Origin of the sequence: Burkholderia cenocepacia (assembly GCF_900446215.1) — a bacterium.
GTDB classification, from domain to species: domain Bacteria; phylum Pseudomonadota; class Gammaproteobacteria; order Burkholderiales; family Burkholderiaceae; genus Burkholderia; species Burkholderia cenocepacia.
On the sequence record NZ_UAQZ01000013.1, the window covers coordinates 537,566 to 562,490 of the forward strand.

At 64.0% G+C, this 24,925-nt stretch carries 37 protein-coding genes and 1 tRNA gene; 27 read left to right on the forward strand and 11 right to left on the reverse strand.

Going from position 1 to position 24,925, the window contains the following annotated elements; genetic code table 11:
- Positions 1–9 precede the first annotated feature (9 nt).
- From DTA15_RS25010 to DTA15_RS25025, 4 genes are read right to left on the reverse strand one after another with little or no spacing between them, the layout of a single operon-like run.
- Positions 10–480, reverse strand: a complete 471-nt coding sequence (locus DTA15_RS25010; protein ID WP_006488872.1) for a RusA family crossover junction endodeoxyribonuclease — start codon at positions 478–480, stop codon at positions 10–12.
- Complete coding sequence (locus DTA15_RS25015; protein WP_034178303.1) at positions 477–1,097, reverse strand: hypothetical protein; 621 nt, start codon at positions 1,095–1,097, stop codon at positions 477–479. The genes DTA15_RS25010 and DTA15_RS25015 overlap by 4 nt, the downstream gene beginning before the upstream one ends.
- Entirely contained in the window at positions 1,066–1,968 is a 903-nt protein-coding gene (locus DTA15_RS25020) for a hypothetical protein (RefSeq protein ID WP_227743151.1), read from the reverse strand. Before DTA15_RS25020 ends, DTA15_RS25015 begins: the two co-directional genes overlap by 32 nt.
- Positions 1,969–1,979: 11 nt before the next feature.
- Positions 1,980–2,255: a hypothetical protein gene (locus DTA15_RS25025; RefSeq protein ID WP_006488823.1), complete on the reverse strand. Its 276-nt coding sequence runs from the start codon at positions 2,253–2,255 to the stop codon at positions 1,980–1,982.
- A gap of 152 nt (positions 2,256–2,407) precedes the next feature.
- Here DTA15_RS25025 and DTA15_RS25030 point away from each other — a divergent pair, with 152 nt between their 5' ends.
- Positions 2,408–2,650, forward strand: coding sequence for a hypothetical protein (locus DTA15_RS25030; RefSeq protein WP_006492900.1), 243 nt, complete (start codon positions 2,408–2,410; stop codon positions 2,648–2,650).
- Between the two features lie 203 nt (positions 2,651–2,853).
- Here the strand turns inward: DTA15_RS25030 and DTA15_RS25035 are convergent, their stop codons facing one another.
- Positions 2,854–3,102: a helix-turn-helix domain-containing protein gene (locus DTA15_RS25035; RefSeq protein ID WP_034178308.1), complete on the reverse strand. Its 249-nt coding sequence runs from the start codon at positions 3,100–3,102 to the stop codon at positions 2,854–2,856.
- Between the two features lie 83 nt (positions 3,103–3,185).
- Between DTA15_RS25035 and DTA15_RS38365 the strand changes: the two genes are divergently transcribed.
- The 26 genes from DTA15_RS38365 to DTA15_RS25145 all read left to right on the forward strand — a co-directional run bounded on the left by DTA15_RS38365 (position 3,186) and on the right by DTA15_RS25145 (position 18,675).
- Positions 3,186–3,590, forward strand: a complete 405-nt coding sequence (locus DTA15_RS38365; RefSeq protein ID WP_012493231.1) for a hypothetical protein — start codon at positions 3,186–3,188, stop codon at positions 3,588–3,590.
- 685 nt (positions 3,591–4,275) lie between these two features.
- The gene (gene ltrA / locus DTA15_RS25045; protein ID WP_012493229.1) at positions 4,276–5,808 is read left to right on the forward strand and encodes a group II intron reverse transcriptase/maturase; all 1,533 of its coding nucleotides are present in this window, start codon (positions 4,276–4,278) and stop codon (positions 5,806–5,808) included.
- Between the two features lie 93 nt (positions 5,809–5,901).
- Entirely contained in the window at positions 5,902–6,078 is a 177-nt protein-coding gene (locus tag DTA15_RS38675; RefSeq protein WP_006488905.1) for a hypothetical protein, read from the forward strand.
- Positions 6,079–6,462 (forward strand): type II toxin-antitoxin system death-on-curing family toxin, encoded by a 384-nt coding sequence (locus DTA15_RS25050; RefSeq protein ID WP_006488862.1) that lies wholly within the window; start codon positions 6,079–6,081, stop codon positions 6,460–6,462.
- A 657-nt stretch (positions 6,463–7,119) separates the two neighbouring features.
- On the forward strand, positions 7,120–7,410 hold the full coding sequence (locus tag DTA15_RS25055) for a hypothetical protein (RefSeq protein WP_006492886.1): 291 nt from the start codon (positions 7,120–7,122) through the stop codon (positions 7,408–7,410).
- 219 nt (positions 7,411–7,629) lie between these two features.
- Positions 7,630–7,785, forward strand: a complete 156-nt coding sequence (locus DTA15_RS38680; protein WP_006488865.1) for a hypothetical protein — start codon at positions 7,630–7,632, stop codon at positions 7,783–7,785.
- 28 nt (positions 7,786–7,813) lie between these two features.
- Positions 7,814–8,086 (forward strand): hypothetical protein, encoded by a 273-nt coding sequence (locus tag DTA15_RS25060; protein WP_012493226.1) that lies wholly within the window; start codon positions 7,814–7,816, stop codon positions 8,084–8,086.
- A gap of 48 nt (positions 8,087–8,134) precedes the next feature.
- The gene (locus tag DTA15_RS25065) at positions 8,135–8,524 is read left to right on the forward strand and encodes an XkdD/Y8K6 family phage-associated protein (RefSeq protein WP_006488889.1); all 390 of its coding nucleotides are present in this window, start codon (positions 8,135–8,137) and stop codon (positions 8,522–8,524) included.
- Positions 8,521–8,841 (forward strand): OTU domain-containing protein, encoded by a 321-nt coding sequence (locus tag DTA15_RS25070; protein ID WP_006488853.1) that lies wholly within the window; start codon positions 8,521–8,523, stop codon positions 8,839–8,841. The genes DTA15_RS25065 and DTA15_RS25070 overlap by 4 nt, the downstream gene beginning before the upstream one ends.
- The gene (locus tag DTA15_RS38685) at positions 8,838–8,999 is read left to right on the forward strand and encodes a hypothetical protein (RefSeq protein ID WP_006488910.1); all 162 of its coding nucleotides are present in this window, start codon (positions 8,838–8,840) and stop codon (positions 8,997–8,999) included. The genes DTA15_RS25070 and DTA15_RS38685 overlap by 4 nt, the downstream gene beginning before the upstream one ends.
- Positions 8,971–10,473, forward strand: coding sequence for a hypothetical protein (locus DTA15_RS25075; RefSeq protein ID WP_229699570.1), 1,503 nt, complete (start codon positions 8,971–8,973; stop codon positions 10,471–10,473). The genes DTA15_RS38685 and DTA15_RS25075 overlap by 29 nt, the downstream gene beginning before the upstream one ends.
- 47 nt (positions 10,474–10,520) lie before the next feature.
- The gene (locus DTA15_RS25080) at positions 10,521–11,378 is read left to right on the forward strand and encodes a hypothetical protein (RefSeq protein ID WP_006488820.1); all 858 of its coding nucleotides are present in this window, start codon (positions 10,521–10,523) and stop codon (positions 11,376–11,378) included.
- Complete coding sequence (locus DTA15_RS25085) at positions 11,371–12,051, forward strand: lambda exonuclease family protein (protein ID WP_006492894.1); 681 nt, start codon at positions 11,371–11,373, stop codon at positions 12,049–12,051. Before DTA15_RS25080 ends, DTA15_RS25085 begins: the two co-directional genes overlap by 8 nt.
- A gap of 149 nt (positions 12,052–12,200) precedes the next feature.
- Positions 12,201–12,869, forward strand: coding sequence for a hypothetical protein (locus DTA15_RS25090; protein ID WP_171984396.1), 669 nt, complete (start codon positions 12,201–12,203; stop codon positions 12,867–12,869).
- A gap of 58 nt (positions 12,870–12,927) precedes the next feature.
- The gene (locus DTA15_RS25095; RefSeq protein WP_006488851.1) at positions 12,928–13,437 is read left to right on the forward strand and encodes a class I SAM-dependent methyltransferase; all 510 of its coding nucleotides are present in this window, start codon (positions 12,928–12,930) and stop codon (positions 13,435–13,437) included.
- Positions 13,421–14,332 (forward strand): hypothetical protein, encoded by a 912-nt coding sequence (locus DTA15_RS25100; protein ID WP_012493223.1) that lies wholly within the window; start codon positions 13,421–13,423, stop codon positions 14,330–14,332. The genes DTA15_RS25095 and DTA15_RS25100 overlap by 17 nt, the downstream gene beginning before the upstream one ends.
- On the forward strand, positions 14,325–14,618 hold the full coding sequence (locus DTA15_RS25105; protein WP_006488885.1) for a hypothetical protein: 294 nt from the start codon (positions 14,325–14,327) through the stop codon (positions 14,616–14,618). Before DTA15_RS25100 ends, DTA15_RS25105 begins: the two co-directional genes overlap by 8 nt.
- A complete protein-coding gene (locus DTA15_RS25110; protein ID WP_006488915.1) occupies positions 14,608–14,997 on the forward strand; it encodes a hypothetical protein in 390 nt (129 codons plus the stop codon). Before DTA15_RS25105 ends, DTA15_RS25110 begins: the two co-directional genes overlap by 11 nt.
- On the forward strand, positions 14,994–15,236 hold the full coding sequence (locus DTA15_RS25115; RefSeq protein ID WP_006488864.1) for a helix-turn-helix domain-containing protein: 243 nt from the start codon (positions 14,994–14,996) through the stop codon (positions 15,234–15,236). Before DTA15_RS25110 ends, DTA15_RS25115 begins: the two co-directional genes overlap by 4 nt.
- Complete coding sequence (locus DTA15_RS25120; protein WP_006488909.1) at positions 15,233–15,538, forward strand: hypothetical protein; 306 nt, start codon at positions 15,233–15,235, stop codon at positions 15,536–15,538. Before DTA15_RS25115 ends, DTA15_RS25120 begins: the two co-directional genes overlap by 4 nt.
- The gene (locus tag DTA15_RS38370; protein WP_012493222.1) at positions 15,535–15,819 is read left to right on the forward strand and encodes a hypothetical protein; all 285 of its coding nucleotides are present in this window, start codon (positions 15,535–15,537) and stop codon (positions 15,817–15,819) included. The genes DTA15_RS25120 and DTA15_RS38370 overlap by 4 nt, the downstream gene beginning before the upstream one ends.
- Positions 15,816–16,139: a hypothetical protein gene (locus DTA15_RS25125; protein WP_012493221.1), complete on the forward strand. Its 324-nt coding sequence runs from the start codon at positions 15,816–15,818 to the stop codon at positions 16,137–16,139. Before DTA15_RS38370 ends, DTA15_RS25125 begins: the two co-directional genes overlap by 4 nt.
- A 112-nt stretch (positions 16,140–16,251) precedes the next feature.
- On the forward strand, positions 16,252–16,623 hold the full coding sequence (locus DTA15_RS25130; protein ID WP_006492874.1) for a hypothetical protein: 372 nt from the start codon (positions 16,252–16,254) through the stop codon (positions 16,621–16,623).
- The gene (locus DTA15_RS25135; RefSeq protein ID WP_006488822.1) at positions 16,620–17,141 is read left to right on the forward strand and encodes a DUF1643 domain-containing protein; all 522 of its coding nucleotides are present in this window, start codon (positions 16,620–16,622) and stop codon (positions 17,139–17,141) included. The genes DTA15_RS25130 and DTA15_RS25135 overlap by 4 nt, the downstream gene beginning before the upstream one ends.
- Positions 17,138–17,470 carry a dimerization domain-containing protein gene (locus DTA15_RS25140; protein ID WP_006488850.1) on the forward strand — a complete coding sequence of 111 codons (333 nt, stop codon included), beginning with the start codon at positions 17,138–17,140 and terminating at the stop codon, positions 17,468–17,470. The genes DTA15_RS25135 and DTA15_RS25140 overlap by 4 nt, the downstream gene beginning before the upstream one ends.
- Positions 17,471–17,685: 215 nt before the next feature.
- Positions 17,686–18,675 (forward strand): tyrosine-type recombinase/integrase, encoded by a 990-nt coding sequence (locus DTA15_RS25145; RefSeq protein WP_012493219.1) that lies wholly within the window; start codon positions 17,686–17,688, stop codon positions 18,673–18,675.
- 88 nt (positions 18,676–18,763) lie between these two features.
- Here DTA15_RS25145 and DTA15_RS25150 read toward each other — a convergent pair.
- From DTA15_RS25150 to fdxH, 6 genes are all read right to left on the reverse strand, one after another.
- Positions 18,764–18,859: transfer RNA gene (locus DTA15_RS25150), tRNA-Sec, on the reverse strand.
- Between the two features lie 41 nt (positions 18,860–18,900).
- The gene (selB, locus tag DTA15_RS25155; protein ID WP_006488884.1) at positions 18,901–20,826 is read right to left on the reverse strand and encodes a selenocysteine-specific translation elongation factor; all 1,926 of its coding nucleotides are present in this window, start codon (positions 20,824–20,826) and stop codon (positions 18,901–18,903) included.
- The gene (gene selA / locus DTA15_RS25160; RefSeq protein ID WP_006488882.1) at positions 20,823–22,262 is read right to left on the reverse strand and encodes an L-seryl-tRNA(Sec) selenium transferase; all 1,440 of its coding nucleotides are present in this window, start codon (positions 22,260–22,262) and stop codon (positions 20,823–20,825) included. The genes selB and selA overlap by 4 nt, the downstream gene beginning before the upstream one ends.
- 73 nt (positions 22,263–22,335) lie before the next feature.
- Positions 22,336–23,271: a formate dehydrogenase accessory protein FdhE gene (gene fdhE, locus DTA15_RS25165; RefSeq protein WP_006492897.1), complete on the reverse strand. Its 936-nt coding sequence runs from the start codon at positions 23,269–23,271 to the stop codon at positions 22,336–22,338.
- 109 nt (positions 23,272–23,380) lie between these two features.
- A complete protein-coding gene (locus tag DTA15_RS25170; RefSeq protein WP_006488816.1) occupies positions 23,381–24,007 on the reverse strand; it encodes a formate dehydrogenase subunit gamma in 627 nt (208 codons plus the stop codon).
- Positions 24,004–24,918: a formate dehydrogenase subunit beta gene (fdxH, locus tag DTA15_RS25175; RefSeq protein WP_006488883.1), complete on the reverse strand. Its 915-nt coding sequence runs from the start codon at positions 24,916–24,918 to the stop codon at positions 24,004–24,006. Before fdxH ends, DTA15_RS25170 begins: the two co-directional genes overlap by 4 nt.
- Positions 24,919–24,925: the final 7 nt, after the last annotated feature.

The following is a 24,925-nucleotide window of genomic DNA, read 5'->3' on the forward strand; positions in this document are numbered from 1 at the left end:
GGGCCCTCCCTATGCTCGCTGCAGGTTCAGTTCGATTGCTTCGATGCGCACGCCCGGCGTGGTCGCGTAGCGCTTCGACACCCAGAGGTCGACGACCTGGCCGTCGTCCCCGTAGACCACGCCGTTCATGCCGTCCTTCAACGCCTTGACAACGTTGTCCGCGTCCGGCTTCTTGGTGGCGCCTATCGCGCCGGCTGCTGCGGCACGTTGGCGCTTCTCCGACCAGCTGGCCGGAATCGGCACACCGATGTCCACGATCAGGCGCACCGGGCCGACGTACGGCTCGTCGTCGCGCATCGCCTCGCGGGCGGCCATCTTCACGAGGTTCTCGTAACGCTCCGTCGGCTCCGGGGTGTACGTCCGGACATGCGGCCCGCGCCGTACGAAGCGCGGTCGCCCTTTCGCGACCGGCTTGCCGGGTACGACGAAGACGACGCGGCGCGCGATGACCGGCGCGGCGATCAGCAGGTCGTGCGTCATGCCGTCACCTCGTTCACGGGTTCGCGTAGCACGGCGTCGCGGATCGTCTCGTAGTCGCGGCGAAGGTCCGGGTGCGAGCAACCGGCGATTGCTTTCGCCCCGGCCGACGACGCAATCGCGTCTCGCGCGCAGCGCACAACGCCAGACGGGAGCGCTGCGCCACCGGCGGACTTCCCCGACATGAGCAGCTTGAACGCCCATTCAGCCGTCGGCTCACGACGCATCGAACGCTGCTGCACGCGCCGGATCGTCCCGAGGTTCGACTCGACCGTTGCTCGATCTGCCCGCTTCTGGTCCGTCAACTGCGGTGCGCTCGATGCTGCCTGCTCGAAGCGGGCCTGTCGGCAGAGCGCGATGAACTCGGGGAGCGTCGGAGGCTTCGGCAGCGCCGTCAGGTTGTCGCTGCCGGCCTTCAGCTGCTCGCGCGACAGTTTGCCGAGCTCAACCGCCCAGGCCTTCTGCACCTCGAGGACGTTCGTGCCGTTCCACATCGTCGCGAAGCGCGAGCCGTAGAACGCCGCCATCTTCGAGAACAGGGCCTCGACCCAGTGCTGCGGAAGCGCCCCCAGCGGCCAATCCGGGCGCTTAAACGTCGATGGTTCGGTCATCTGGTTCATGGCTTCGATTCCTTCCGGTCAGACCTGCGATGGTGTTGGCGTTTTCCTGGCTCCAGCTCGGGAGCGGTGACGCGCGCGGCGGCCGACGCACGCGCTCGATCTTCGTGCGGACAAAGCTGGCGTTGATCGGGCCGGGGTCGTTGTCGTTGTCGCGATCCTCGACGGCGAGGTCGTATGCCTTGCGCAGCTCGGCCGGCGTGACTGCCATCCCTGCGAGGTCGATTACCTGCTGCTGGCTCGGCGTGAGGTTGCGCACGGCCTTGCCACGCTCCCGCTCCCACTCCCGGAGCGATGTCGAAATCTCGGCGGCGGACAGCGCGCCTTCGCACGTGCTCGCACGCGAAGCTGTGCGTACGCCGTCGTTAGTACCTTCGGTTTTAGGTTTACTTCCGGTTCCGGTTCCGGTTCCGGTGTCGTGACTCCGGGTGGAGTCCTGCGGTTGTCCTCCGCCTGTCCCATGGGACAAATCCGGGACATCGCCGGAAGGATCGGCGGTCTTCTTTCGTTCGCGCTGGCCTGCTTTACGCGCACGTTCTTTGTCGCGCGTCTCCAGCATTTCGAGCACGCGTTCGACCATCGTGTTGTGGTACAGGCGGCCGTCTTCGGCGACCCACCAGCCACGCATGAGGCGCTTCTTCGCCGATTGAAATTGCTCGAGATCCATCCCGATGCGCGCGGCGATCAGTTCATCATCGTCGGGCAGGCTGCCGCACGGCGTCTGTTCCCATGCGGTCATCCAGAGCATGAGCAGCCACGGGCGGATTTCGGGCGCAGCAAGAGCCCAGGTGTCGGACTGGCGGATGCGCTCGTAATCGAGCTCAAAACGCCAGCCCTTCGCCCTGGTATCGGACGGATACGGGATTGCGGACACGGTGATCTCGATCAGCGAAGGCCGCACTCGCCGGCGCCCTGCCGTGCGCACTCGCACGCAGCACCGACCTTGCAGAGCGTCGCGATGGCGTCGAGGTACGGCCGGCTCACCAGCGCGTAACCGGCGACGTCGATCGCCCTGTCGATTTCGCCGATCATCACGCCGCGCTGGCCGTTCAGAAAACGACTGACTTCCGACGGATCCCAGCCGAGTGCTTCGGCTGCGCGCTTCCGGTCCGGTCCGTTCAGGACATCCCGGAGAGCCTTTTCGATATTCGGTTTAGCCATGACTGGCAACCTCTAGCAAAAACTGTTGAGTGCCGTTGCTGCGGGGCACAAATACGATGCGGTAAACGTCAACCGCGCTTTTCGGGAGGAACCTCCAGCCATGTCAGAATCGCGTACCCCTACGTCAATCCATTTCATGAAAGGAGGCTCCTATGGAGTACTGTCACGACGCATTCACGTTGACTGCGGCGGTTCTTCGGGCCGTTTGCTCTGCAATGACGCAGGAGCAAAGGCTAGTCGTCGCCGAAGAGTTGAGAGTTCAAGGCGAGCGGCTGAACGAGCTGAAGGACGAATCCATGGTGCGCCTGGCCGCGACACTCTCGTCTTTTGCTGCCCTCGCACGGGGAGAACCCGACGAGGCGTCGGAAGTGTTTCGCGCGATTCGGCCCCGGTAAGGATGGCGAGGGTTCTCATGTTTCTTTCGAGCCAGGTGGTCATTTCGTATCTCCAGGCCATGGAAGCCAGTGGATTACCCACTCGATCACGCAGAACACGATCGGAAGGCAAATCGCTATGACGGCGGCGAATAGCAGCCCAGACAGGACCGGGTATCCGCTCGACGGGCCGATCCAGCGCTCGATGAATGTCAGGAGGCGTTTCATGCGGGCACCTGGGTGGGTTGGTCGGCGAGCTCAGGCCAGATGTCTTGCCAGTCGTTGGGATGGAGATCGCGACGCGTAACGAGCCCCTTTGATTCCCGCTCGATGGAAACGCAAAGAGCTGGTCCAAAGATCGCGCCAACGCTGAGCGCCTTTCGCATGTAGCCAAGAGTTGTCCCGCAGGCGAAACAAAACTGAGCTTGTTCCTCGCGAGTCATCTGGCGGAGCAGGGATTTGAGCTTGTCCATGAGCATAGATTACCCATGGGTAAGCATAAAAGCAATACCTGGAGGTTATTTACTCTGGGGTAAATAGTCGATGGAATGCGTTCATGGACAAATTCGAGCAGAGATGGCGCGCCTTGGTGCGGCTCAAGGATCAACTGGGCCGGGGCGGTGCTGCGCACATTGCGCGTGAAATCGGCAAGGAGCCGAACTACATATCTCGAGCCCTATACCCTCCAGGAAAGGATGGAAGGAAGCGAATCGGGGAAGATACCGCCGAGCTTCTGGACGCGAAATTTCCTGGGTGGATGTCCGAGCAAGGATGGGGAGGATCCAACGCTACCCTTGGTGATTCGGTGCCCGCTAATTCACGAATCGAACCTCCCAAGGGATGGGGGATGCTTCGCGATGATCAGCGTGCCGCGATCGAACAGCTAATCGAGACTATGCTCGCCGGCAAGGTCGCATTAGCCAATACGAAGCCACCGCCAGACGGACTTATCGGAGACTGACCGATGTCATCTCCTCGCCCACGTCGATACGCCGGGGATAAATCGGCTCCAATGAAGAATCCTGAAAATAGCATCGGCTCGATAGCATCGGGCGCCCGTCTTTGATGCTAAGACCAAGATGCGGCCCGTCCAGCAATTGGACTTCCCACCGGCCGTATCTCTGGGACCAATCCCTCACAACGACTCTCTTCCCCTTCAGGCTCGGCGTACGCGAGTAGACGATCTTCGCCAAGTCACCCGGCCTGCACCGCAGGCACGTCTTCGCTTCTTCTTTCATCGGCCACCCTCGTTATCCCGACCAGATACTGTATATACGTACAGTGTGCGCCGGGAGACCGGTAGAGATCAAGGGGTGAAAGTCCCCGACATTGCAAGAACTAGCGATTCACGATTTCCCCGAGTCATGCGTGGCCAGCCGCGAGGCGGGTTGCGAAGCGTTGACAGGGGCGCTGATAGGCCAGCCATTGAGCCACGAAATGGATACATTCCCGAGTGCTGACGTACTACTGTATGCGGAAGGCAACATCGCGCGGCGCGCTATCGCGAGCGCTGCGCGGACTCGGCGTGGTCTGAGACCCTGGCATGTCAGTACGATCTCTACGCGGGAACCGGGAGATCTCCCATCTGGCCGCCGACGGAAATATGGTCGAGCGGTCCGCATCGGGAAGGCGAGGAGCTGAAGCCGATGACGAACGGATGGGAGAAGTCGGACTCGCCCATAGTAGCGAAGAAGCTGGCGAACAAACCCGGGCAACCGGATGCGGAGTCAGTGGAGCGAAGGGGTGGGGCCAAGGGGAACACGGAATGGTCGCGCACGCGCCGGACGCAGAGCCGGATAAGCGTGTCCCAGAGACTGGACCGTGTGCGTCAAGCCGCAAGGCAAAGGAAGAAGGAGAAGTTCACGGCGTTGTACCACTTGATCGACCTCGACCTTCTGGCGACGGCGTTCTTCTGGCTGAAGCGGAAGGCGGCAGCCGGGGTCGATGGCGTGACGTGGCACGACTATGAGCAAGATCTCGACCGAAATCTCGAAGACCTGCATGGCAGACTCCGCCGGCAGGCTTATCGGGCGCTGCCCAGTCGCAGACGGTACATACCGAAGGCGGATGGCAAACAGCGACCGCTGGGCATTGCTGCGCTGGAAGACAAGATCGTCCAGCGTGCACTGGTGGCAGTACTCAATGCTGTCTACGAGATGGACTTCTTGGGATTCTCATACGGTTTCCGGCCGCAACGCAGCCAGCACGATGCGCTGGATGCACTTGCGACGGGAATCGCTCGCACGAGCGTGAGCTGGATTCTGGACGCCGACATCAGCAGGTTCTTTGATACGGTCGACCACGATTGGCTGATCCGTTTCGTGGAACATCGCATAGGCGACCAGCGTGTGATCCGACTGATCCGCAAATGGCTGAAGGCGGGAGCGATGGAAGACGGGGTGATCGAGCCCACAGACGAGGGGACGCCGCAAGGGTCTGTCATCTCGCCTCTGCTGGCGAACATCTACCTGCATTACGTCTTCGACCTCTGGGCAAACCAGTGGCGCAAGCGCCACGCCGAGGGGAACGTCGTAATCGTCCGATACGCCGACGACGTCGTGGTTGGTTTCGATAAACCACACGATGCGAAGCGGTTCAGGCGGGCCATGCAACAACGACTGGAGCAGTTTGGGCTGTCGGTACACCCGGAGAAAACCCGGCTGATCGAATTCGGGCGCTTTGCGGCCCGGAACCGGGCAAGCCGAGGGCTGGGCAAACCCGAGACGTTCAACTTCCTTGGATTCACCCACATCAGTGGCCGTGCGAAAGACGGTAGGTTCATGCTCATGCGTAAGACGCGGAGCGACCGTCTTCGAACGGCGCTGAAGGGAATCAAGGATGAGTTGCGGCACAGATGGCACCAGTCGATTCCCGAGCAAGGGGACTGGTTACGCCGCGTGGTTCAAGGGTACTTCAACTACCATGCGGTGCCGACCAACTTCGCTGCGTTGCGAGCCTTCCGCGCGCGCGAGATCGACCTCTGGAGGCTGGCGCTTCGGCGCCGCAGCCAAAAGGACGACACCACGTGGGCAAAGATGCACCGGCTCGCGAAGCAGTGGATACCCAAGGCTCGCATCCTTCACCCCTGGCCGGTCGTGCGGTTTGACGCCAACCACCCGAGGCAGGAGCCCGGTGCGCGAATCGCGCACGCCGGGATCTGTGCGGGGGGTGCCCAGTAATGGGCATTCCTACCGCGACAGTGTAGCCTTAGAAAGAGGGCGCTTTCAATAGGGTATCGCCACCGTTTAGAATGGCCTCAAGGAGGTACCACCATGGAACGCAAGAAGATCACCGAACTGTACGGTGTGAAGCTGAAGCCGCGCCTGATCATCCAGCCGAAGGCATCGGTAAATATGTCCACGCCGGCCGAGCGGGAGGACGTGCTGCGCTCGATCCGAAAAGTGATCGCCGAGCACCGCGAGGTTCTGGTTGCCCTGAAGGATCGCTGATTGCTCGATATCGAATACGTCATCGAGACGCATGATGAAATTCTAGAGGAACTCGGCGGCCTACCGGGGTTCGCTGGGGCTGGTCGTGGTGGCGTCGAGGCAGCTCTCGCGCGGGTAGAAAACCACGCTATCTACAACGGAATCAACGATATTTTCGGCATCGCCGCGATGTATGCGGTAGCGATCGCGCGAGGCCATGTCTTCAATGACGGAAACAAGCGCACCGGGCTGACATGTGCGCTCGCCTACCTTGAGCGTGAAGGCTACCCGATTCCTAAAACTCCGCAACTTGAGGAAGTTGTCGTAGCGGTTGCATCGGGCGAAATCGAACATGATGTTTTCGCATCATACATATTCGCCCTGTGGATGATGACTCAGGAGTGACGCACAGCCCTGCCTCCCTTGGCAGGGCTTTTCATTTACTTCCCTCCCATCCGCCCCCTCCAGACGAGCCCGCCTAGAGCGGGCTTTTTTGCGCCCAGTGTCTCGCTCGCCCTCCTCAGTTCACCCCCCTGTTACAAATTTCCCTGCCGAAAATTACCCATGGGTATTGCTTGTATCTTTACCTTTGGGTATATTTAATCCCAACGCAGCACACAACGCGCTGCGCCACCGCCCCGGCGGCCTATCCGGGAAGCATCAGAAGCAATGCGCATGGCCGCGCAGACCAAATCGCCCGTGAAGCCTGCCCGCGTGAGAAGGGAATGCCTAGCCCAGGCTGCAACTGGGTGGACCGGATGAACCGGCGAAGGAGCCGGGGACGCGACAGAGCCGAAATTGCACCCAGGTAGACGGACATCAAACTCCGTCGGTGTGTGCGACTCGCTGGTGGACGAGTGATAAAGACTTCACCTCCGCACCCTCTAAGAATCGGGCTTGGCAAGCTGCGGATAGGGTCCAAGGACGGTCTGTGCCGACAGACGCCGGATTACGTAACCGGCCACTACCCTGATGAGCGGACATGCAAACCCAGCGTATCCGTCCATCAGTGCAGTCAGTAAAAGCCGGCCATGTCTCCCGGCAAACCTGTTAGGAGTGCATATGTCAACTTTGATCAACACCTTCCGCGCAGGCTTTACGGTCGACCCGGAAAAGCTTGAGCGCGAAGTCGGCAAGACGATCGCACGTCACGAGCTCTACGACGAGTTGGACGCGAGCGACAAGGCCGAAGCGCGGATGTTCGAACTGCTGATCGAGCAGGACAAGGACGACGTGCTGAAGGCTATCGGCCGGATCGTATGGGACGCATTTTCCCGCGTTGTGAAGCGCGAGATCGACACGATGAACGAGCAGATTGCAGCCGATACGGTACGCGATCGTGCAGAGGTGTGACATGCCCTTTCACCGCCTCCACACCGAAATCGTGCCGCTCGCGGGTGGCTATCTCGAAGTCGCATGCCCGGATATAGAACTTCCGGAGTTGCGCCGTCACTGGACCATCCGTCGCCTCGTCGACTGGAAGCACGTTGTGTGGTGCTGACATGCAATCCATCCAACAACAACCGCGGCTGAGCCGCGCACTGACCAACGCAAACACGAAGGGGAACGACGATGAAAGTCACTGAATTCACCGAAGCCGCAGTGCGTGATCGGCTTGGCGAACTGGAAGGCTCGCTTGGCGAGCATCTGGATGACGAGGCGCGCGCCGACATCCTCGACGAGATCGCCGAGTGCGAGGACTGGCTCGAAGAAAACGCAGCCGCCTAACAACCGCTCCCGCTACAGGAGAAAGACGATGGCTGAACATCTGAACCAACACGTAGAGCCCGCGATGGACGCATTCAGCGCGATGGGCAAACCGATCCCGACGAATGCGCGGCAAGCCGGCTACGAAGCGTGCAAGGACATGGGACTGAAATCCGCGCGCGCATGGGAATGCGTCGGCGCTGTCGCCGAGCAACTGGAGCGCGACAAGCCCTACGAAGCTCAGGGCGCGGCGATGAAGTTTCTCGACCTGACCGGCGCATATCGTCTGATGGCAACGCTTCTCGCAGCGGCCAACGCCTGACCAACCCCGCCCACCCTGCGGGCAATCACACCACACCGAGGATAGACCATGAACCACAACTACGTGGACTTCGATCCGAACGGCGCTGACGACGAAGTGCGCGCTACGCAGAGGGACCATATGAACGAGATCAAGCACACGCCGGGGCCGTGGCCGATTGAGCGCGACCGGAACTTCATCACTTCGATCGGGCCGATTGTGGCCGAGGAATACGCGGGCGCTGCATGGCTGGACGTATCCGAGGAAGATGCGCTCGTCGCGTCCGCTGCGCCCGACATGGCGATGGCCCTCGAAATGCTCGCCGCCGAAGCCGACGCGGGCACGGTCATGATCCCGTCCGCCCTGCGCCTGACCATCGACGCCGCCCTCATCAAGGCAGGCCGCAAGGCTGCGCCGACGGCGGTGCGGCACGTGACGATCGCGGGAGGTGCGAAATGAAGATCAACGTACAAAACGTTGGCAGCGGCAAGTATTGCGAGGTCACCGTCGACCACAACGACACGACGATCAAGATTGGCTGGCTCGATGCGGAAGAACGCCGCGCGCTGGCCGACACGCTTCGCGAAGCAGCCGACGAACTCTGCCCAGAAGCTAAGCGAGTCGATCCGTTTGAGGTTGCGCTCGATGCTCTGCATGAGTACCAGAGCAACTGGGATACAGGCCTGCCTGCCGAGTATGCGCAAGGCGAGCGGATCGCAATGGAGTGTGCTGTCGAGGCTGTTCGCGATGCATTGAACGAGGCACGGGAGGCATGATGCGCACCCCTCTCAACAGCCTATCGCCTGTATTGCGAGATTACAGCCGATCGGTTGTATCGCGCGACTGGTTCCCGCTCGCGGTGATCGGCGCGCTGTACCTGATCGCGTGCGGCGTCGCGCCGGCCTATGAACTTCTCGCAGGGATTGCACGATGAACCCGATCACCCACCTGTGCGGCGCGCTCGACCGCCTGTTCGAACGCAATCCCATCTGCGCGATGGCGCTGATGATCGTCCTCGCCTTCGTCTGCATGATCGCGATCGCCTATCTCAACCAGGACGGCGCGTCCGTCACAACCATCAATACGAGGTATGCATGACCACCACCACCGAACTGACCGTCGTCGAACGCGCTGCCGTTGCGCTCGGTGCCAGCGAGCGCGAGACGTCGCTGCGCGAGCTCGTCGCGAAGTCGACAGACATGGTCGAGATTAAGAACGCGGCAGCGCGCGACCAGGTGCACGGCGCTGCTATGGTGCTGCGCACGGCACGCACCGACATTCAGAAGGCCGGGAAGGCTGCACGCGACGATGCAAACGCGTTCTCGAAAGCGGTCATCGCCGAGGAGAACCGCCTGATCGCGATCACCGAGCCGGAAGAAAAGCGCCTGCTCGGCATGCGCGACGAGTGGGATGAGGCGCGCGAAGCCGAGAAGCGCGCGAAGCTCGAAGCCGAGCAGCGGCGCGTCGCTGCGATTCGCGAGCACATCGACGATATCCGCGCGATCGCCGTGCGCGCTGCCGGGCTGCCGGCCGCTCGCATTCAGGGCGAAATCGAAGATCTGGAAGCGCTCGGCATCACGCTCGACCGCTTCGCCGAGCTGACCGGCGAGGCCGAGGCCGTGCGCGGCACGACGCTCGACAAGCTGCGCGAACTGCACGCGTCGACTGTCGCGCAGGAAGCGGAAGCCGCGCGGCTCGCCGCCGAACGCGAGGAACTCGAACGCCAGCGCGCCGAACTGGCCGCGCAACGCGAGCGCGAAGAAGCCGAGCGCGCGGAACGCGAACGCGTCGAGGCTGCGGCGCGCGCCGAGCAGGAACGCGTCGACCGCGAGCGCCGTGAAGCCGAAGAAGCGGCACGCCGCGCGCAGCAGGAGCGCGAGGATGCCGCGCGCCGCGCCGAGATCGAAGCCGCGGAAGCGCGCCTCGCCGAGCAGCGTGCCGAGCAGGAGCGCCGGCAGGCCGAACTCGACCGCGCCGAGCGCGAGCAGCGGGAACGCGAGGAAGCTGCGCTGCGCGAAGCCGCCGAAGCCGCAGCACAGGCAGCGCGCGATCGCGCCGCGCGTGAGCACGCAGAGAACCGCGCGGCGATGCTCGCGCCCGAACCGACCGGCGGCAACTGGACGGCAAAGAGCGGCTGCGTAGTGACCGACGTGCCGCTTCCGGGATGCGTCGGCGGCGGCTTCGACGACGTCGAGCACTACGGCGGCTACCTGATCGCCGAGAGCATCTTCCGCCCGGCGGATGGTCACATGCTCGCCGCCTCGCGCGAAATGTTCGACGCGCTGCGCCAGTGGCAGCACGCCGAGCGCGTCGGCGACGCCGAGGAACTCGCGAATGCGCGAGCAGCTCGCGATGCCGCCATCGAGCGCGCGATATACGTCCCCACCGAAGAAACTGCAGCAGCCTGACCCACCCACCACGCGCGGCCGAGTCTCGCGCACATGGAGAAAACAGCATGTCCGACGTCATCACCACCAACCAAGACACCGCACCCGGCGCGTTCGACCTGTCGCCGCGCTCGCTCGAGCAGGCGATGCAGCTCGCGAACATCCTGGCCGATTCCAGCATCGTGCCGAAGGACTTCATCGGCAAGCCCGGGAACGTGCTCGTCGCGATCCAGTGGGGCATGGAGCTGGGCCTGAAGCCGATGCAGGCGATGCAGAACATCGCCGTCATCAACGGCCGTCCGTCGCTCTGGGGCGACGCCCTCCTCGCGCTTGTGCTCGCGTCGCCGGTCTGCGAGTACGTGCACGAGTGGGAGGAGAACGGCACGGCCTTCATCAAGGTGAAGCGCCGCGGCAAGCCGGAGGACGTCCAGAGCTTCGGCGACGAGGACGCGAAAAAGGCCGGGCTGATCGGCAAGCAAGGCCCGTGGGCGCAGTACCCGCAGCGCATGAAGAAGATGCGCGCGCGCGCCTTCGCGCTGCGCGACAACTTCGCCGACGTGCTGAAGGGTATCGCCGTGGCCGAAGAGGTGATGGACATCGAGCCGGTCGAGCGCGACATCACGCCGCGCGCGACGGCGGCGCAGATCGCGCACAGCGCGGCCGACAGTTCGCGGCCCGCGCGAACCGAGCGCCACGACGAGATCGTGAAGAAGCTCGAAGACGTCGCGCGCAACCTCGGCTTCGAGCCGTTCAAGGAAGAGTGGACGAAGCTGTCGCGCGATGACCGAGCCGCGCTCGGCCTGCGCGAGCGCGATCGCATCGCGGCGATTGCCGGCGCGCCGGTCGTGCATCAGCAGACCGACGGCGCTCCGCAGGACGACGGCCACGGCGCCGGCCAGCGCGAACCGGGTGGCGACGATGAATAACGCCATCGACCAGCGCACAGACGCCTGGTTCGCCGCGCGCGCCGGCCGCATCACGGCGAGCCGCTTCGCGGACGCGATCGCTTTCACCGGCGGCGAGCCGGGCGACGTATACAAGACCGGCCCGAAGAAGGGCCAGCCGAAGCCACGCACGTCGACCGGCGCGCGCGACAAGTACATGCGCGAGATCGTGTTCGAGCGCCTCGCCGCGACGGCGACGCACGAGGTCGGCGGCCGCGCTACGAAATGGGGCGAGGAAGTCGAGCCGTTCGGTCGCGAGCAGGCTGAACTCGCGACCGGCTACATCATCGCGCCGGGCGGCTTCTTCACGCATCCGCGATACGAGTTCCTCGGCGCGTCTCCGGACGGCCTGATTGGCGACGACGGCGGCTATGAATCGAAATGCCCGATGGACGAGGCCGTGCACATCAACACGCTGCTCAACGGCATGCCGGCTGACCACATCGCCCAGGTGCAGGGCGGGATGCTCGTCACCGGCCGGCGCTGGTGGCTGTTCGTGTCATACGACCCGCGCGTGCCCGAGCCGTACAGCCTCTACACCCAGATCGTGCCGCGCGACGACGCGTATATCGACGGCGTGCTGCTGCCCGGCCTCCTGCAGTTTGAGGCCGAGGTGAACGCCATGATCAAGCGGCTGCAGCAGCGAGTCGCGTAACCACGAGCCGCGCGGCATCCGTCGCGCGGCAACCACCGGTTTCAGCGGTGGACGCTCGGTGTGACGGGTGGGCGCCGTCACAACGCCAAGGTCTGCAGCGCGGCGCCTTCATACAAAGCTGCCACATGCTAGCCGAGTTTCCACCCCTAATGCTGATGCAACGAATTGAGGATGCGACCGTGAGCGTACCCACCGCAGTTTTCCTGTTTGACCGTACCGGCAACATGGCACGGCCGTGGGCCGATGCCGGATACCGCTGCATCTGCTTCGACGTGCAGCACGTCGGCCGCACCGTGCGCGACGGGGTCATCTTCCAGCACTGGGACGCACTGCTCGGCGCGCCGACGCTGCCGGCTGACTCGACCGCGGTGTTCGGCTTCGCGTTCCCTCCATGCACGGACCTGGCCGTCAGCGGTGCACGCTGGTTCAAGGAAAAGGGACTGCGCCGGCTGGCCCAGGCGATCGAAATGGTCGCAGTCGCCGACGAATTTCTGAACGGGCTCGGCGTGCCGTACGGCATCGAGAACCCGGTGAGCGTGATCTCGTCGCACTGGCGCAAGCCCGACTACACGTTCCATCCGTACGAGTTCACGGGGTTCGAGCTGACGGATAACTACAGCAAAAAGACCTGCATATGGGCCGGCGGCGATTTCGAGATGCCGGCACCGAACCGCGCTGATGGACTCGGCGCGCCGGACAACCGCATCCACGCTGCCCCCCCCTCCGATGACCGCGGCGACATCCGCTCGGCAACGCCGCTCGGATTTGCGCGGGCTGTGTTCGCGGCGAACGCGAAGCAACTCACTTTCGAGGAATGATCATGACCACCAATAAGAGCCGCGCTGATGCGCTGACGGACCTGCACGCGGAGGGCGAATGAAGTCTGTGCTTGATCCCTGCTGCGGTAGTCGAATGATGTGGTTCGACCGTCAAGACGAGCGCGCCGAGTTCGGCGACATCCGCTCCGAAACTGTGACCGTCACCGACCGCTCGCACCGCGAAGACGGCACTCGCACGCTCACCGTTGCGCCTGACCGGATCATGGATTTCCGCGCGCTGCCGCACGCCGATGGCTCGTTCAAGCTCGTCGTCTTCGATCCGCCCCACCTGGAACGCGCGGGCCCGCGATCGTGGCTTCGCGCGAAGTACGGCGCGCTCGACGCGTCCACATGGCGCGACGACCTGCGCGCGGGTTTCGCCGAGTGCTTCCGTGTTCTTCAGCCGGCCGGCGTCCTGATCTTCAAATGGAACGAAACGCAGATTCCTGTTCGCGAAATCCTCGCGCTGACCGATGAGAAGCCGCTGTTCGGCCATCAGTCCGGCAAGCGCAGCGCTACGCACTGGATCTGCTTCATGAAGGGAGAAAACCATGTCGAATCGCGATAACGCCGCATCCCCTGTCGAGCAGCCCGCAGCAGCGCCGAAACCAGTAGTGCTGGAACACGTAGCTGTCGCAGAAGATGGCGGTCGGCTTCGTTGGATGACCGGTCGCAAGCCGCGCGATTGCGAGCTTTACGCAGCGCCAGATGGTTGTCACGCTCCGTTCCTCTATGTCGCTCCGCAACCCGCACCCGCGCCGGCGGACGAGCGGGCGGCGTTCGAGCGCCACCAAGGCTATCCGCGTCCCGAGTATGACGGCGCTGCGCAGGAAGCATGGGATTACCACCGAAAGACGTGGCTGGCCGCGCTCGCCTTTGCCCGCGCCTCCTCTGCCAACGAGACGGGGGCGGAAGGGGCGACCGACTCGAATGGCCTGATCTCGCGCCCGGATCTCGAAAGCGACCCATTGTGGCAATGGCGATGCATCGCCAATGAGGCCGAGGTCGTTGTGAATTGGAAGGGGAAATTCCTGATGCTGAGCGAGGAAATGTGCGTTCGGCTCGGCTCGGTACTAGAGGACGCCGCTCGCGCCCCCGCGCAGGCGCCGGAACTGGTGGCGATCCCAGCCGGCTGGAAGCTTGTGCCGATCGAGCCGGTGGCTGAGATGCAGATTCCGAGCTACTTGCCGGACGTCGATTGGCCGACACGGAGACGGATTTACCACGACATGGTTGCCGCTGCCCCGCAGCCTACCGCGCAGGCAGACGCTCGGGAGCGGCTGACGGACGAGCAGCACGCCAAGGTGCGACTCGGCCTCACGGCGGCCAAGAAATTCATCGCGAACGGCATCGAGCTCGGCTTCATCCGGATGCCCGACGCTGATTGTCCAGATCCCGCGCACGACACGCCGAAGTTGATCGACGAGGCGCTCGCCCTTCTCAAAGGAGCCAACAATGTGTAACTACTCCGGCTCGCACTTCGGCGCGCCCTACCCGGACGCCTGCTGCATCGACGGCTATTTGTGGGACGAGGATAGCTGCTACGAGCCCGGCGGCCCGCTCTATAACGGCGGCAACATTCCTTGCCCGGCCTGCAACCTCGATAAGTTCGTCGACTACCACGCCGACGACACGTGGACCGGCGGGAACGCGCGCCAGCGTCGCAAATTTCGCCGCACCTATCTGCGCGATCTCCGCGCGCGAATTCTGCGCAAGCTCGGACTGAACGGAGCCAACCATGCCGAATAACAACGTGCTGACGGACGAGCAGCGCGAGGTTGTGCAAGCCTGCGTGGACGTGATGCTGCACCGTGGCATTTCCACCGACAAAGACCATCCTGAGCGTATCGCCCTTGATCGTGCGCAGGCCCTTCTCGCCGCCCATCCGGGCACGCCGGAGCCGCGCGCCGAGGTGACGGACCCATTCCGCGAGTTGCTTGAGGTACTCATCGACATCTACGACGACCAGCGCAACAACGCGCCGGAGGATCGTTGCTACACCGAGGGTGCGTGGTCGGAGGTGCTTGGGGAGGTCCGAGCGTTGCTCGCGCCGCTCCCCGATCCTGCGCGCGTTGCAGCAGAGTCGCCCGACTGGATCAAGAATGCCCTGCCGCCGGAGAGCGTATGAAGCTCGGTGAACTGCTCAAGAGCCGACGCGAAGCGCTCGGCATGACGCTGGAGGACGTGGCTGACGCGACTGGCTCGTCGAAGTCCTACGTCTGGGAACTGGAATCCGGTCGCTCGTACAAGATGGGGTTGCCGCTCGCGGCACGCTTTGCCATCGCCCTCGGGTTGCAGGTCAGCATGATGGCTGCGGCCGCGCTTGAATCCGAGGCGAATGCCGCCCGCGCAGGAGAAGCATCATGAAAGATCCGATTCTGTCGCGCGAGGAAGTCGAAGCGCTCGCGCATCGCATCTGCTCCCGATATATCCACTCCGAGGACATCTATCTTCGCCAGTACACGTTCAGGCTTCTGACGCTCGAACAGTTGGCCGGCGCCTTCGAAGCCGCCGTTCTGGAGAGGGTTTGCGGGGAGCCGGTGGTTTGGCAGTGGCGTCGCGGCGATGAACCGTGGTCGCTGGAGCGCACCTTTTACACGGAAGTGTTCGCCACTACGGACGATTCAGAAGTCAGGCCGCTGTACGCCATCAACCGGAGCAAAGCATGAAGACCGAAGTCGGAGAATTCGCAGACTTCTGCCAAGCCGTGGCCAGAGAGATGAAGGCCAAAGATCCAACCATCAAGTCGCATGAAGTGTTCTCGTCGATCGCATTCGGATTGTGGCGTGAAAAGGTCATGCCCGTGAGAAACGGAACTATTGATGAATGTGCGATGTGTGCAGAGATCCATTCGCAATATCCGATCACCACTGATTTTGATCGTGGCTATGACAAGGCTCGAAAGGATGCGGCAAAGTCGATTCGAAAACTAAAGGACCGCCAATCATGAAGATCACCGATGACATGCTGACGGAGGAGCAACGGTCCGCCGTTGAAATTGCCCTGTCGCTGATTGGACTTAGTTCTGACCCGCGTACGCAAAAGGCATACAAGGGACTGCGATCGCTTCTGGCCGCTCGCCGCACCACGCCCGACAGGGAGTGCGAGTGGAAGTGCGACGACGTAGACAACGGTATCTGGGAATCGTCCTGCGGTGAGTCGTGGTCGTTCATCGATGGCGGTCCGGTCGAAAACCGGATGCTGTTCTGCCATCGGTGCGGCGGCAAGCTCAAGACCGCCCCCACTAGCGATCAGGGAGAGAAGTCGTGAAGCTCTGTTGGCACAAATGGCGCTGGCACTCAGTCCAGCTCAACAGGTCCGGCTCATACTTTCAGCCGGGTTACTGCTGCAAATGCGGCAAAGCAAAAATCAGGTGGATCAGATGACAGTCGACACCGAGAAGATGAAAGCGCTGGCGGCGAAGCTGCGTGGCGAGGACGAGTTTTCGAAGTCCATCACCAACTTCCACTACTGGGAGCAATTGCCGCAAACGCGAACTGAAGCCGCCGACGCCATCGACACCTTGCTCGCCGCTCTCGAAGCCACAGCTGCGGATACTGAGCGACTAGATTTTCTGATCGACCAGCAAGCATGGGTGCAATGGGCGATGCGCGATGGTTCGATTCGGCAGTGCCAAGTCTACGATCAGGACGAGGACGAAAACTATCACATCCTGTCCGGAGATGATCGCTATTTCAACACGCCGCGCGACGCTATCGACGCCGCCCTCTCCCAACGCCAGGAGGAATCGTGAGCGCCATCATCAGCCAATGCGGAAAGTTTCGCTACCGCCTCGACCGCGAGGTGCAGATGGACGGATTGACGTTCGCGTATTTCGGCATCAACCCATCTACGGCAGATGCCACGCTGGACGACGCAACGGTGCGGAAATGGATCGGCTTCACGAAAGTCAATGGCGGCCGGCGCTTCATCGTCGGCAACGTATCAGCCTATCGAGCCACTGACGTCAAAGAGTTGGCCGACGTTCTGATAACGCCTGACCAGTGGCGCGCGAACCTGGTCCAGCTCAGCCGCATTATCGAAGATGCCGACGTGCTCGTCCCATGCTGGGGGAATCGTTCGAAGGCACCGAAGCACATGCGAAACGACTTCGATACCGTTCTTGCCATGCTGCAAACCAGCGGAAAACCGGTGAAGCACTTCGGCCTGACACAGAGCGGTGATCCGAAGCATCCGCTGATGCTCGGCTACGACACGAAGCTGATCGAATGGGCTAGCCGCGCCCCTGCTAGTGAGGGAGAACAGAAATGACCAGCCGCCGCATCAACGGCACCGCCGTCTACGAAGTCCTGCTCACCGGAACGCACACCGCGCGCGAGATCGCGACCAAGCTCGGGACATCGACCTCATTCGTGCAGTGCTTCCTCGACACGCTGTTCTATGCCGGGCGCATCAGGATCGATCGACGTGTGCAGACGGATACGGCGTACGAGGTGACGCCGGCCGCGGTGCCGCGTGCGCCACTCGACACGCCGGCCGCCGGGCCGCGCCTCGCACCCAACCTGCAATCCACGCTCGCCGGCTACGATCGCGAGATCAGCCGCCGTGTCGAGCTCGCTATGACCACGAGGGGAAAATGAAGGAACGCCCGATTCTGTGGGTTATCGAATTTCGGAGGATCGATGGATCTGAAAAGCGGTAAGCGCGTCAGCGCAAAGGAAGCGGCTGCCATTCTCGGCGTGCCATATCAAAACATCAGCCGAATCGATCGGACCTGCACCATCATTCAGCGATTCCGGCTGGGCCACAAAACGTACGTGTACGATCTCGATTCGCTTTATAGGTATCTCGCAGCATGCCAATCGAAACCATCTCCAAGAATGGCAAACGTCGCTACCGGTGGACGTTCGAGCGCGTCATCGAGGGTGACCGCATCCGAAAAACAAAGCTCATCCCTGCGGGACTTTCTGCGCGCGAGGCTGACGAGTTAGGCCGCCAATGGGATGCCGAGGTATATGCAATTGCCACGGGCGCACGAAAGCAGATCGTCACGATCGGGGAATGCGTTCGCATCCATGTCATGGACAAGGGTTCTGAGTGGAAGGACCATGACGGACGGGTTCAAATCCTGACCAAATACGCTCCCGAATACGATGGACAGGATGCGCTTGATCTCTACGACTGGTCGATACGATTTGCCGGGTACATGCGCGCCAAAGTCGACCGCCAAGGGCGCCCCAAGAAACCCAGCTCAGACGGGACGATCCACAACACATTCGGCTATCTGCGAGCGGCGATCAAGTATGCGCACAAGATCGGGAAGCTCGATTACGACCAGACGGCAAAAATGGTCATCCCGAAGCCGAGTGACGAGCGCCATGTCTACAAGGGTCGGCGCGAAATGCTGGAGATCGCGAGAGCTTGCTCACACCGACAAACACGGGCCGCCATCCGAGTTGCGTTCTATTCCGGGATGCGGATGAGCGAAATTCTGCGCGCGGTTCCAACCAAGGATGGATTCTCCCTTGGAACGACAAAGAATGGTCGACCGCGGCTAATTCCGATTCATCCGCGAATCACCGTCATTGCCCGGAGCGTGAAATTTACCGCGCCAGCGTGGAAGATCAAGGACGAATGGGCCAAGGCTCGCCGGAAGTCTGGGCACATGGGCGTGCGGTTCCACGACCTTCGCCATAGCGCGGCCTCGGAAATGATCAACGCCGGAATCGACCTCTACACGGTCGCCGGGGTGCTGGGCCACAAGACGACGACGTCGACCAAACGGTATGCTCACTTGGTGACCGATCGACTCGCGGAAGCCGTCAAGAAGATTGGGCGATCTTGACCCGGCTACACGAATCGGGCAGAAAAACCCACACCGCAAGGCGTTTCGATGCTCCGATTGAGGCACATCGAAACGCCTTAAACCATTGTGGCGGAAGGCAGCCAGAGTCGAACTGACCCGGGAGTGTCTGACACCCCCAACCGGATTTGAAGCCCGGCCGTACCACCGGATACGAATGCCTTCCGTGGGGAAAAGAATCAAAAGAGCGAGAAGAACGACGAGCGCCTACGCCTGAATACCCACCCAACCGCTGTCAGGCCGCAGGTAGTGAAGATCGCGGTGGAAGCGAGTATACCCAACCCGATCGAAGAACTCGAGAATCTGGATCGCGCGCTTGCGACCGAGCCCCGTCGCGTCGCGGAACGTCGCGGCATCGAGCCCGCCGCCGCGCGACGGCGCGAGATGCGCGACCAGTTCCGCCAGCTCGCGTGCGACGTCCGCGTGGTAGAACAGGTCGCGCACGACCTGGTGCACGTCGCCGCGCCGCGCGAGCTTGCGCAGCAGCGTGCGCACCGCGTCCTCGGCCACGCCCGTATCGCGAGCCAGGTCGCGCACCCACGGCGGATCGAAGCGCCCCGCGTGGATCAGCGGCAGCAGTTGCTGCGCCAGCGCTTCCTCGCGCGGCTCGAGGCTCACCGAATGCGACGGCAGATGCAGCCACGGCCCGCTGCGCACGACCTCGCCGCCCGCCACCAGCGCCTCGACGAGCGCGCGCCACAGCGCATCGCCGACGAGCGGTGCCGCCATCCGCCGCAAGCGCGCAGCGTCGAGCCCCTGCTCGTCGGGCATGCGCTCGTGGTACGCGCGCAGCGTATCGACCGCCCGTGCCTGCAACGCACGCCAGTGCGCCCGCGAAATCACCGCGCCTTCATTCGACGCGGCATCGCGCTGCCCGATCGCCAGCGCGTCGTCCGGCAACGCCAGCGCATCGGGTGCGAATCCCGTCAGATGCGTGAGCGTCGCGCGTGGCATGCCGAGCGGCGCCTGCGCCAGCAGTGCATCGAGGCGCCCTTCGTCGAGCCACGCGGCGAGCGCATCGAGCCACGCACGGCGCGCCGGCGTGCGGCGCTTGCGCGCCGGCCCGAACGGATCGAGCACGCGACCGCCGCCGACGGTGCGCGTTGCTTGCGGATTGCGAACGATGAAGCGGTCGCCCGGCAGCGCGAACACCGGTTCGTCGAACACCAGTTGCACGCGCATCCGCTGGCCGGCCGCGAGCGTGTCGCCGTCGAGCAGCGCGACGTGAGCCACGCGATGCAGCGTGCCGAGATGCACATGCAGCGGCGCCCAGTGCGTCAACGTCAGCCCCGCGTCCGCGAGCAACGTCAGTTCGACATCGAGGCGCGGCGACGTCGCGACGAGCCGCGCATCGGCGACGGTATCGCCCCGCTCGACGTCGGCCTTGTCGACGCCGGCCAGATTCAGCGCGCAACGCTCGCCCGCGCGGCCGGCCTCGACCGGCCGGTTCTGCGCATGGATGCTGCGCACGCGGGCCGCACCGCCGGTGCGCACGATCGCGAGCGTGTCGCCGGTCGCGACGCGGCCCGCGAACGCGGTACCCGTCACGACGGTGCCCTGCCCGGCGAGCGTAAACACACGATCGACCGCGAGCCGGAACAGGCCGTCATCGCGACGCGCGCGCCACGCGATCGCCGCGTCGGCCAGGTGCCGCTTCAGCGCGGCGACGCCCGGATCGTCGGCCACCGTCGCGCGCGTTTCGAAGATCGGCACGCCGGCCAGCGTCGAATCGTGCAGCCACGCGGCGATCTCGTCGCGCACCTCGGCGACCCGCGCGGCATCGACGCGATCGCATTTCGTCAGCGCGACGGCGCCATGCGTGACGCCGAGCAATTGCAGGATCGCGAGATGCTCGCGCGTCTGCGGCATCACGCCGTCGTCCGCGGCAATCACGAGCAACGCGAAGTCGATGCCGCACGCACCGGCCGCCATCGTGTGAATCAGCTTCTCGTGGCCCGGCACGTCGATCAGGCCGAGCACGTCTCCATTGTCGAGCGGCGTATACGCATAACCCAGCTCGATCGAGATGCCGCGCGCCTTCTCTTCCTTCAGCCGATCGGTGTCGACGCCCGTCAGCGCACGCACGAGCGTGGTCTTGCCGTGGTCGATGTGTCCCGCGGTCCCGACGATCATGCGGCGGGCCCCGCGAACGGCACGCATTGCGCGACGAACGCCGCTTCGTCGGCCGCTTCGACGCACCGCAGGTCGAGCCGCAGCGCGTTGTCGGCCACGCGGCCGATCACCGGGCGCGGCCATTCGCGCAGGCGTTTCTCGAGCTGCGCGAGCGCGCGGCCGCTGCGCTTGCCGTCCGCCGAGCGCACGACGAGCCCGGCGCTCGGCAACTGGTCGACCGGTAGCGCGCCGCTGCCGATCTGGCTGAACATCGGCTCGACCGTCACGTCGAAACCGCTGCCGAGCGCGGCCTGGAACGCCGGACGCACGCGTTCGGCGGCCTCGGCGATCTCGCGCTGCGGGCGCGTCAGCAGGCGCAGCGTCGTGAGCCGGTCGCGCAGGAATTCGGGCGACTGATACAGCCGCAGCACGGGTTCGAGCGCCGCGAGCGTCAGCTTGCCGACGCGCAGCGCGCGCTTGAGCGGATGCTTCTTGATCTTCGCGACGAGTGCGCGGTCGCCGACGATCAGGCCGGCCTGCGGCCCGCCGAGCAGCTTGTCGCCGCTGAACGTGACAACGTTTGCGCCGGCGGCGACGGTTTCCTGCACGGTCGTCTCGTGCGGCAGGCCCCATTGCGACAAGTCGGCGAGCGTGCCGCTGCCGAGATCGACGGCGACCGGCACCCCGCGCTCGCGTGCGAGCGGCGCGAGTTCAGCGAGCGTCGTCTCCTTCGTAAAGCCGCTGATCGCGTAGTTGCTGCAGTGCACCTTCATCAGCAGCGCCGTGCGCGGGCCGATCGCGGCCGCGTAGTCGTGCAGGTGCGTGCGGTTGGTCGTGCCGACCTCGTGCAGCTTCGCGCCGGCACGGCTCATGATGTCGGGGATCCGGAACGCCCCGCCGATCTCGACCAGCTCGCCGCGCGACACGACCACTTCCCGCTTCGTCGCGAGCGCCGACAGCGTCAGCAGCACGGCCGCCGCATTGTTGTTGACGACGGTCGCGGCCTCCGCACCCGTCAGTTCGCACAGCAGATCGTCGATCAGGTCGTCGCGATCGCCGCGGCGGCCGGTCGCGAGGTCGAACTCGAGGTTGACGGGCCGCGTGAGCGCGTCGACCACCGCGCGCACCGCGTCGTCGGGCAGCAACGCGCGCCCGAGGTTCGTGTGCAGCACGGTGCCGGTCAGGTTGAACACGGTGCGCACGGCGCCCGCGCTCTGCGCGGCCAGCGTGCGCGCGACGGCCGCTGCGATGCGCGGCTCGTCCAGTGGCTCGGCCGCCGCGGGATCGTGCTGCGCGGCCGTGCGCCAGCGTTCCAGTTCGGCGCGCACCGCGTTCAGCACACGCGTGCGGCCATAGTCGTCGATCAGCGGTTGCAACGGTGTCGAGGACAGCACGCGCTCGACGGACGGCACACGCGCCAGCACGGCATTCAGTTCATTCACACCCGGTTCGGTCACGTCGTCGTGGCTCCAGTCTCATGCTTCGCAGTCGGCCGGGCCGGCGCTCGCGCCCCGCCCCGGCCCCGTGCCGTCAGTCCGCTTCGCGCGACACGTCCGGCCACAGCAGCGGGTTCGGCGAGCTGCGCTGGTAGCCGGCCTCGTTCATCAGCAGGTCGAGCGTGAGACTCGCGAGATCGTCGGCCAGCGGCTCGAACTCGTAGTCCTTCTCCTGATAGCCGATCTTGCGATAGGTCTTGCACTCGTCGCACGATTCGGCCTTGATCGCTTCGCTGCCGCCTTCGATCCCGTGATACGCGATGCCTTTCGTCGAATCGCAGTGCGAGCACTTGGTACGCACCATGTGCCACTCGGTCGTGCACAGCCCGCACTGGAGGAAACGGTAGCCCTGATACTGGCCGCCGACCCGCACGACGCTCGCGACCGGATGCGTGCCGCACACCGGGCACAGCCCCGGCTGGTCGAGATACGGGACATCGGTCGGCGTCACGCGGCTCGCGAGGTCCGTCCACGCGACCTGCAGCGCGGCCATCAGGAACGGCGCGGTGGCCGGGTCGACTTCGGCGAAGCGCAGCGCGAGGATCGCGTCGGCCTGTGCGTCGAGCTCGGCGGGCGCCATCAGGCGCAGCCGGTCGAGCAGCTTCGCAAGCTGCGGATTGACGAGCCCCGCGCTTTCGACGCGGTCGAGCAGTTCATACAGCACGGCGCGCCAGCGCGCATCGCGCTCGCCGTCGAGCGCCGGCACGAGCGGCATCGAATGTTCCTGTGCGCGTGCGATCGCTTCCTTCGACGGCAGCGGCAGCTCCAGCGCTTGCAGCGTCGCGTGCTGCGCGTCGGCGACGGTGGCCATCAGCCGCAGGTAGCCGCTGATCGGGTTCAGGTCGGCAAGCTTGCGCAGCCGCGCGGCGCGCGCCGCGAACGCGGTCGCGCGCTCCGGCAGGCGAAAGCGCGGAATGGCCGAATGATCGAGTGCCGAGATCTCGGTCGGTTCGAGAATGCGTTGTGTCACGAAAATTTCTTCCAAAAAACAAGCGCCGACGAATCGGCGCTCTTCAGGCGATTCCGGCGGTTGGCGGAGCGGTACGCCGCAATCGGCGTACCGCTTCCGCTCCGGTGCGTTATTTCACGCTTTCACGGAACCACTTCGGGTGATGCTTGCGGGCCCAGCCCAGCGTGACGGTGCCGCGCACCATCGCGCCGATCGAACCCTTCACCCACAACGCCGCGTAAATGTGCACGATGATGCTCGCGATCAGCACGAAGGCCGCCACGGCATGCACGACAGCGGCCGCGCGGATCACCCCGATCGGGAAGTAGAACGAGAAATAGCGCCGCCAGATCACGATTCCCGACAGCAGGAGCAGCAACAGGCACGCCACCAGCGTGAAGAATAGCAGCTTCTGTCCGGCGTTATAGCGCCCGACCGGCGGCAGCTTGTCTTCCTGGTTGGTCAGCACGTCGCCGATCTGCTTCAGCCATTGGCGATCGTCCGCATCGAGCGCATTGTGGTGCCAGAACCGCACCACGAGAATCGCGAACGACACGAACATCACGAGACCGACGAACGGATGCAGGATCCGCGTCCACTGGCCGCCGCCGAACAGCGCGGTCAGCCAGAACATCGACGGATGGAACAGCGCGAGCCCGGACAGCGCGAGCAGCACGAACGTGATCGCGGTGATCCAGTGGTTCGTGCGCTCGTTCGGCGTGTAGCGGACGATCAGGTTGGGGTCGTCGTGGCTCATTTCGCGTCCTCCTTGATGCGTCGTGCCTCGTCGCGGGCAGCGGCTTCTTCCTCGTCAGTGACCTCGTTCGGACCGACCCGCGTGTAGTGGAAGAACCCGGCCAGCGCGGTCAGCGCGAGGCCGGCGACCGCGAGTGGCTTCGCGATGCCCTTCCACAGCTTCACCATCGGGCTGATCGACGGATTGTCGGGCAGCCCGTGATACAGCGACGGTTTGTCCGCGTGGTGCAGCACGTACATCACGTGCGTGCCGCCGACGCCCTGCGGGTCGTACAGCCCCGCATGCTCGAAGCCGCGCTCCTTCAGGTCCTCGATCCGCTCGGCCGCGTGCTGCTTCATGTCCTCCTTGGTGCCGAACACGATCGCGCCCGTCGGGCAGGTCTTCACGCAGGCCGGTTCCTGGCCGACCGCGACGCGGTCGGAACAGAGCGTGCACTTGTATGCGCGATGATCCTTCTTCGAGATCCGCGGCACGTTGAACGGGCAACCGGTCACGCAGTAGCCGCAACCGATGCAGTTCTCCTCGTGGAAGTCGACGATCCCGTTGTTGTACTGCACGATCGCGCCCGGCGACGGGCATGCCTTCAGGCAGCCCGGATCCTCGCAGTGCATGCAGCCGTCCTTGCGGATCAGCCACTCGAGGTCGCCCGCCGGGTTCTCGTATTCGGAGAACCGCATGACCGTCCACGAATGCTCGGTCAGGTCGGCCGGGTTGTCGTACACGCCGACGTTGGTGCCGACTTCGTCGCGCAGGTCGTTCCACTCCATGCATGCCGTCTGGCATGCCTTGCAGCCGATGCACTTCGATACGTCGATCAGCTTCGCGACGCTCCCGGTCACCGGTTCGCGCACCGTGGGCGGTGGCGTCGTGGTGGCCGAGACGCGCTTGATATCCAGCGATTGCAATGCCATCTCTTCC

Coding starts and splice junctions, on each gene's coding strand:
- DTA15_RS25060 (WP_012493226.1), top strand. CDS start 7,814: ATGGCTGAACATCTGAACCAACACGTAGAGCCCGCGATGGACGCATTC.
- DTA15_RS25090 (WP_171984396.1), top strand. CDS start 12,201: ATGCTGATGCAACGAATTGAGGATGCGACCGTGAGCGTACCCACCGCA.
- DTA15_RS38370 (WP_012493222.1), top strand. CDS start 15,535: ATGAAGACCGAAGTCGGAGAATTCGCAGACTTCTGCCAAGCCGTGGCC.
- DTA15_RS25115 (WP_006488864.1), top strand. CDS start 14,994: ATGAAGCTCGGTGAACTGCTCAAGAGCCGACGCGAAGCGCTCGGCATG.
- selB (WP_006488884.1), bottom strand. CDS start 20,826: ATGATCGTCGGGACCGCGGGACACATCGACCACGGCAAGACCACGCTC.
- DTA15_RS25140 (WP_006488850.1), top strand. CDS start 17,138: ATGACCAGCCGCCGCATCAACGGCACCGCCGTCTACGAAGTCCTGCTC.
- DTA15_RS25145 (WP_012493219.1), top strand. CDS start 17,686: ATGCCAATCGAAACCATCTCCAAGAATGGCAAACGTCGCTACCGGTGG.
- DTA15_RS38685 (WP_006488910.1), top strand. CDS start 8,838: ATGATGCGCACCCCTCTCAACAGCCTATCGCCTGTATTGCGAGATTAC.
- DTA15_RS25120 (WP_006488909.1), top strand. CDS start 15,233: ATGAAAGATCCGATTCTGTCGCGCGAGGAAGTCGAAGCGCTCGCGCAT.
- DTA15_RS25070 (WP_006488853.1), top strand. CDS start 8,521: ATGAAGATCAACGTACAAAACGTTGGCAGCGGCAAGTATTGCGAGGTC.
- DTA15_RS25085 (WP_006492894.1), top strand. CDS start 11,371: ATGAATAACGCCATCGACCAGCGCACAGACGCCTGGTTCGCCGCGCGC.
- DTA15_RS25095 (WP_006488851.1), top strand. CDS start 12,928: ATGAAGTCTGTGCTTGATCCCTGCTGCGGTAGTCGAATGATGTGGTTC.
- DTA15_RS25055 (WP_006492886.1), top strand. CDS start 7,120: ATGTCAACTTTGATCAACACCTTCCGCGCAGGCTTTACGGTCGACCCG.
- DTA15_RS25130 (WP_006492874.1), top strand. CDS start 16,252: ATGACAGTCGACACCGAGAAGATGAAAGCGCTGGCGGCGAAGCTGCGT.
- DTA15_RS25035 (WP_034178308.1), bottom strand. CDS start 3,102: ATGGACAAGCTCAAATCCCTGCTCCGCCAGATGACTCGCGAGGAACAA.
- DTA15_RS25015 (WP_034178303.1), bottom strand. CDS start 1,097: ATGAACCAGATGACCGAACCATCGACGTTTAAGCGCCCGGATTGGCCG.
- DTA15_RS38675 (WP_006488905.1), top strand. CDS start 5,902: ATGGAACGCAAGAAGATCACCGAACTGTACGGTGTGAAGCTGAAGCCG.
- DTA15_RS25105 (WP_006488885.1), top strand. CDS start 14,325: ATGTGTAACTACTCCGGCTCGCACTTCGGCGCGCCCTACCCGGACGCC.
- DTA15_RS25065 (WP_006488889.1), top strand. CDS start 8,135: ATGAACCACAACTACGTGGACTTCGATCCGAACGGCGCTGACGACGAA.
- ltrA (WP_012493229.1), top strand. CDS start 4,276: ATGACGAACGGATGGGAGAAGTCGGACTCGCCCATAGTAGCGAAGAAG.
- DTA15_RS25030 (WP_006492900.1), top strand. CDS start 2,408: ATGGAGTACTGTCACGACGCATTCACGTTGACTGCGGCGGTTCTTCGG.
- fdxH (WP_006488883.1), bottom strand. CDS start 24,918: ATGGCATTGCAATCGCTGGATATCAAGCGCGTCTCGGCCACCACGACG.
- DTA15_RS25010 (WP_006488872.1), bottom strand. CDS start 480: ATGACGCACGACCTGCTGATCGCCGCGCCGGTCATCGCGCGCCGCGTC.
- DTA15_RS25110 (WP_006488915.1), top strand. CDS start 14,608: ATGCCGAATAACAACGTGCTGACGGACGAGCAGCGCGAGGTTGTGCAA.
- DTA15_RS25125 (WP_012493221.1), top strand. CDS start 15,816: ATGAAGATCACCGATGACATGCTGACGGAGGAGCAACGGTCCGCCGTT.
- DTA15_RS25080 (WP_006488820.1), top strand. CDS start 10,521: ATGTCCGACGTCATCACCACCAACCAAGACACCGCACCCGGCGCGTTC.
- DTA15_RS25170 (WP_006488816.1), bottom strand. CDS start 24,007: ATGAGCCACGACGACCCCAACCTGATCGTCCGCTACACGCCGAACGAG.
- DTA15_RS38365 (WP_012493231.1), top strand. CDS start 3,186: ATGGACAAATTCGAGCAGAGATGGCGCGCCTTGGTGCGGCTCAAGGAT.
- DTA15_RS25075 (WP_229699570.1), top strand. CDS start 8,971: ATGAACTTCTCGCAGGGATTGCACGATGAACCCGATCACCCACCTGTG.
- DTA15_RS25100 (WP_012493223.1), top strand. CDS start 13,421: ATGTCGAATCGCGATAACGCCGCATCCCCTGTCGAGCAGCCCGCAGCA.
- DTA15_RS25025 (WP_006488823.1), bottom strand. CDS start 2,255: ATGGCTAAACCGAATATCGAAAAGGCTCTCCGGGATGTCCTGAACGGA.
- DTA15_RS38680 (WP_006488865.1), top strand. CDS start 7,630: ATGAAAGTCACTGAATTCACCGAAGCCGCAGTGCGTGATCGGCTTGGC.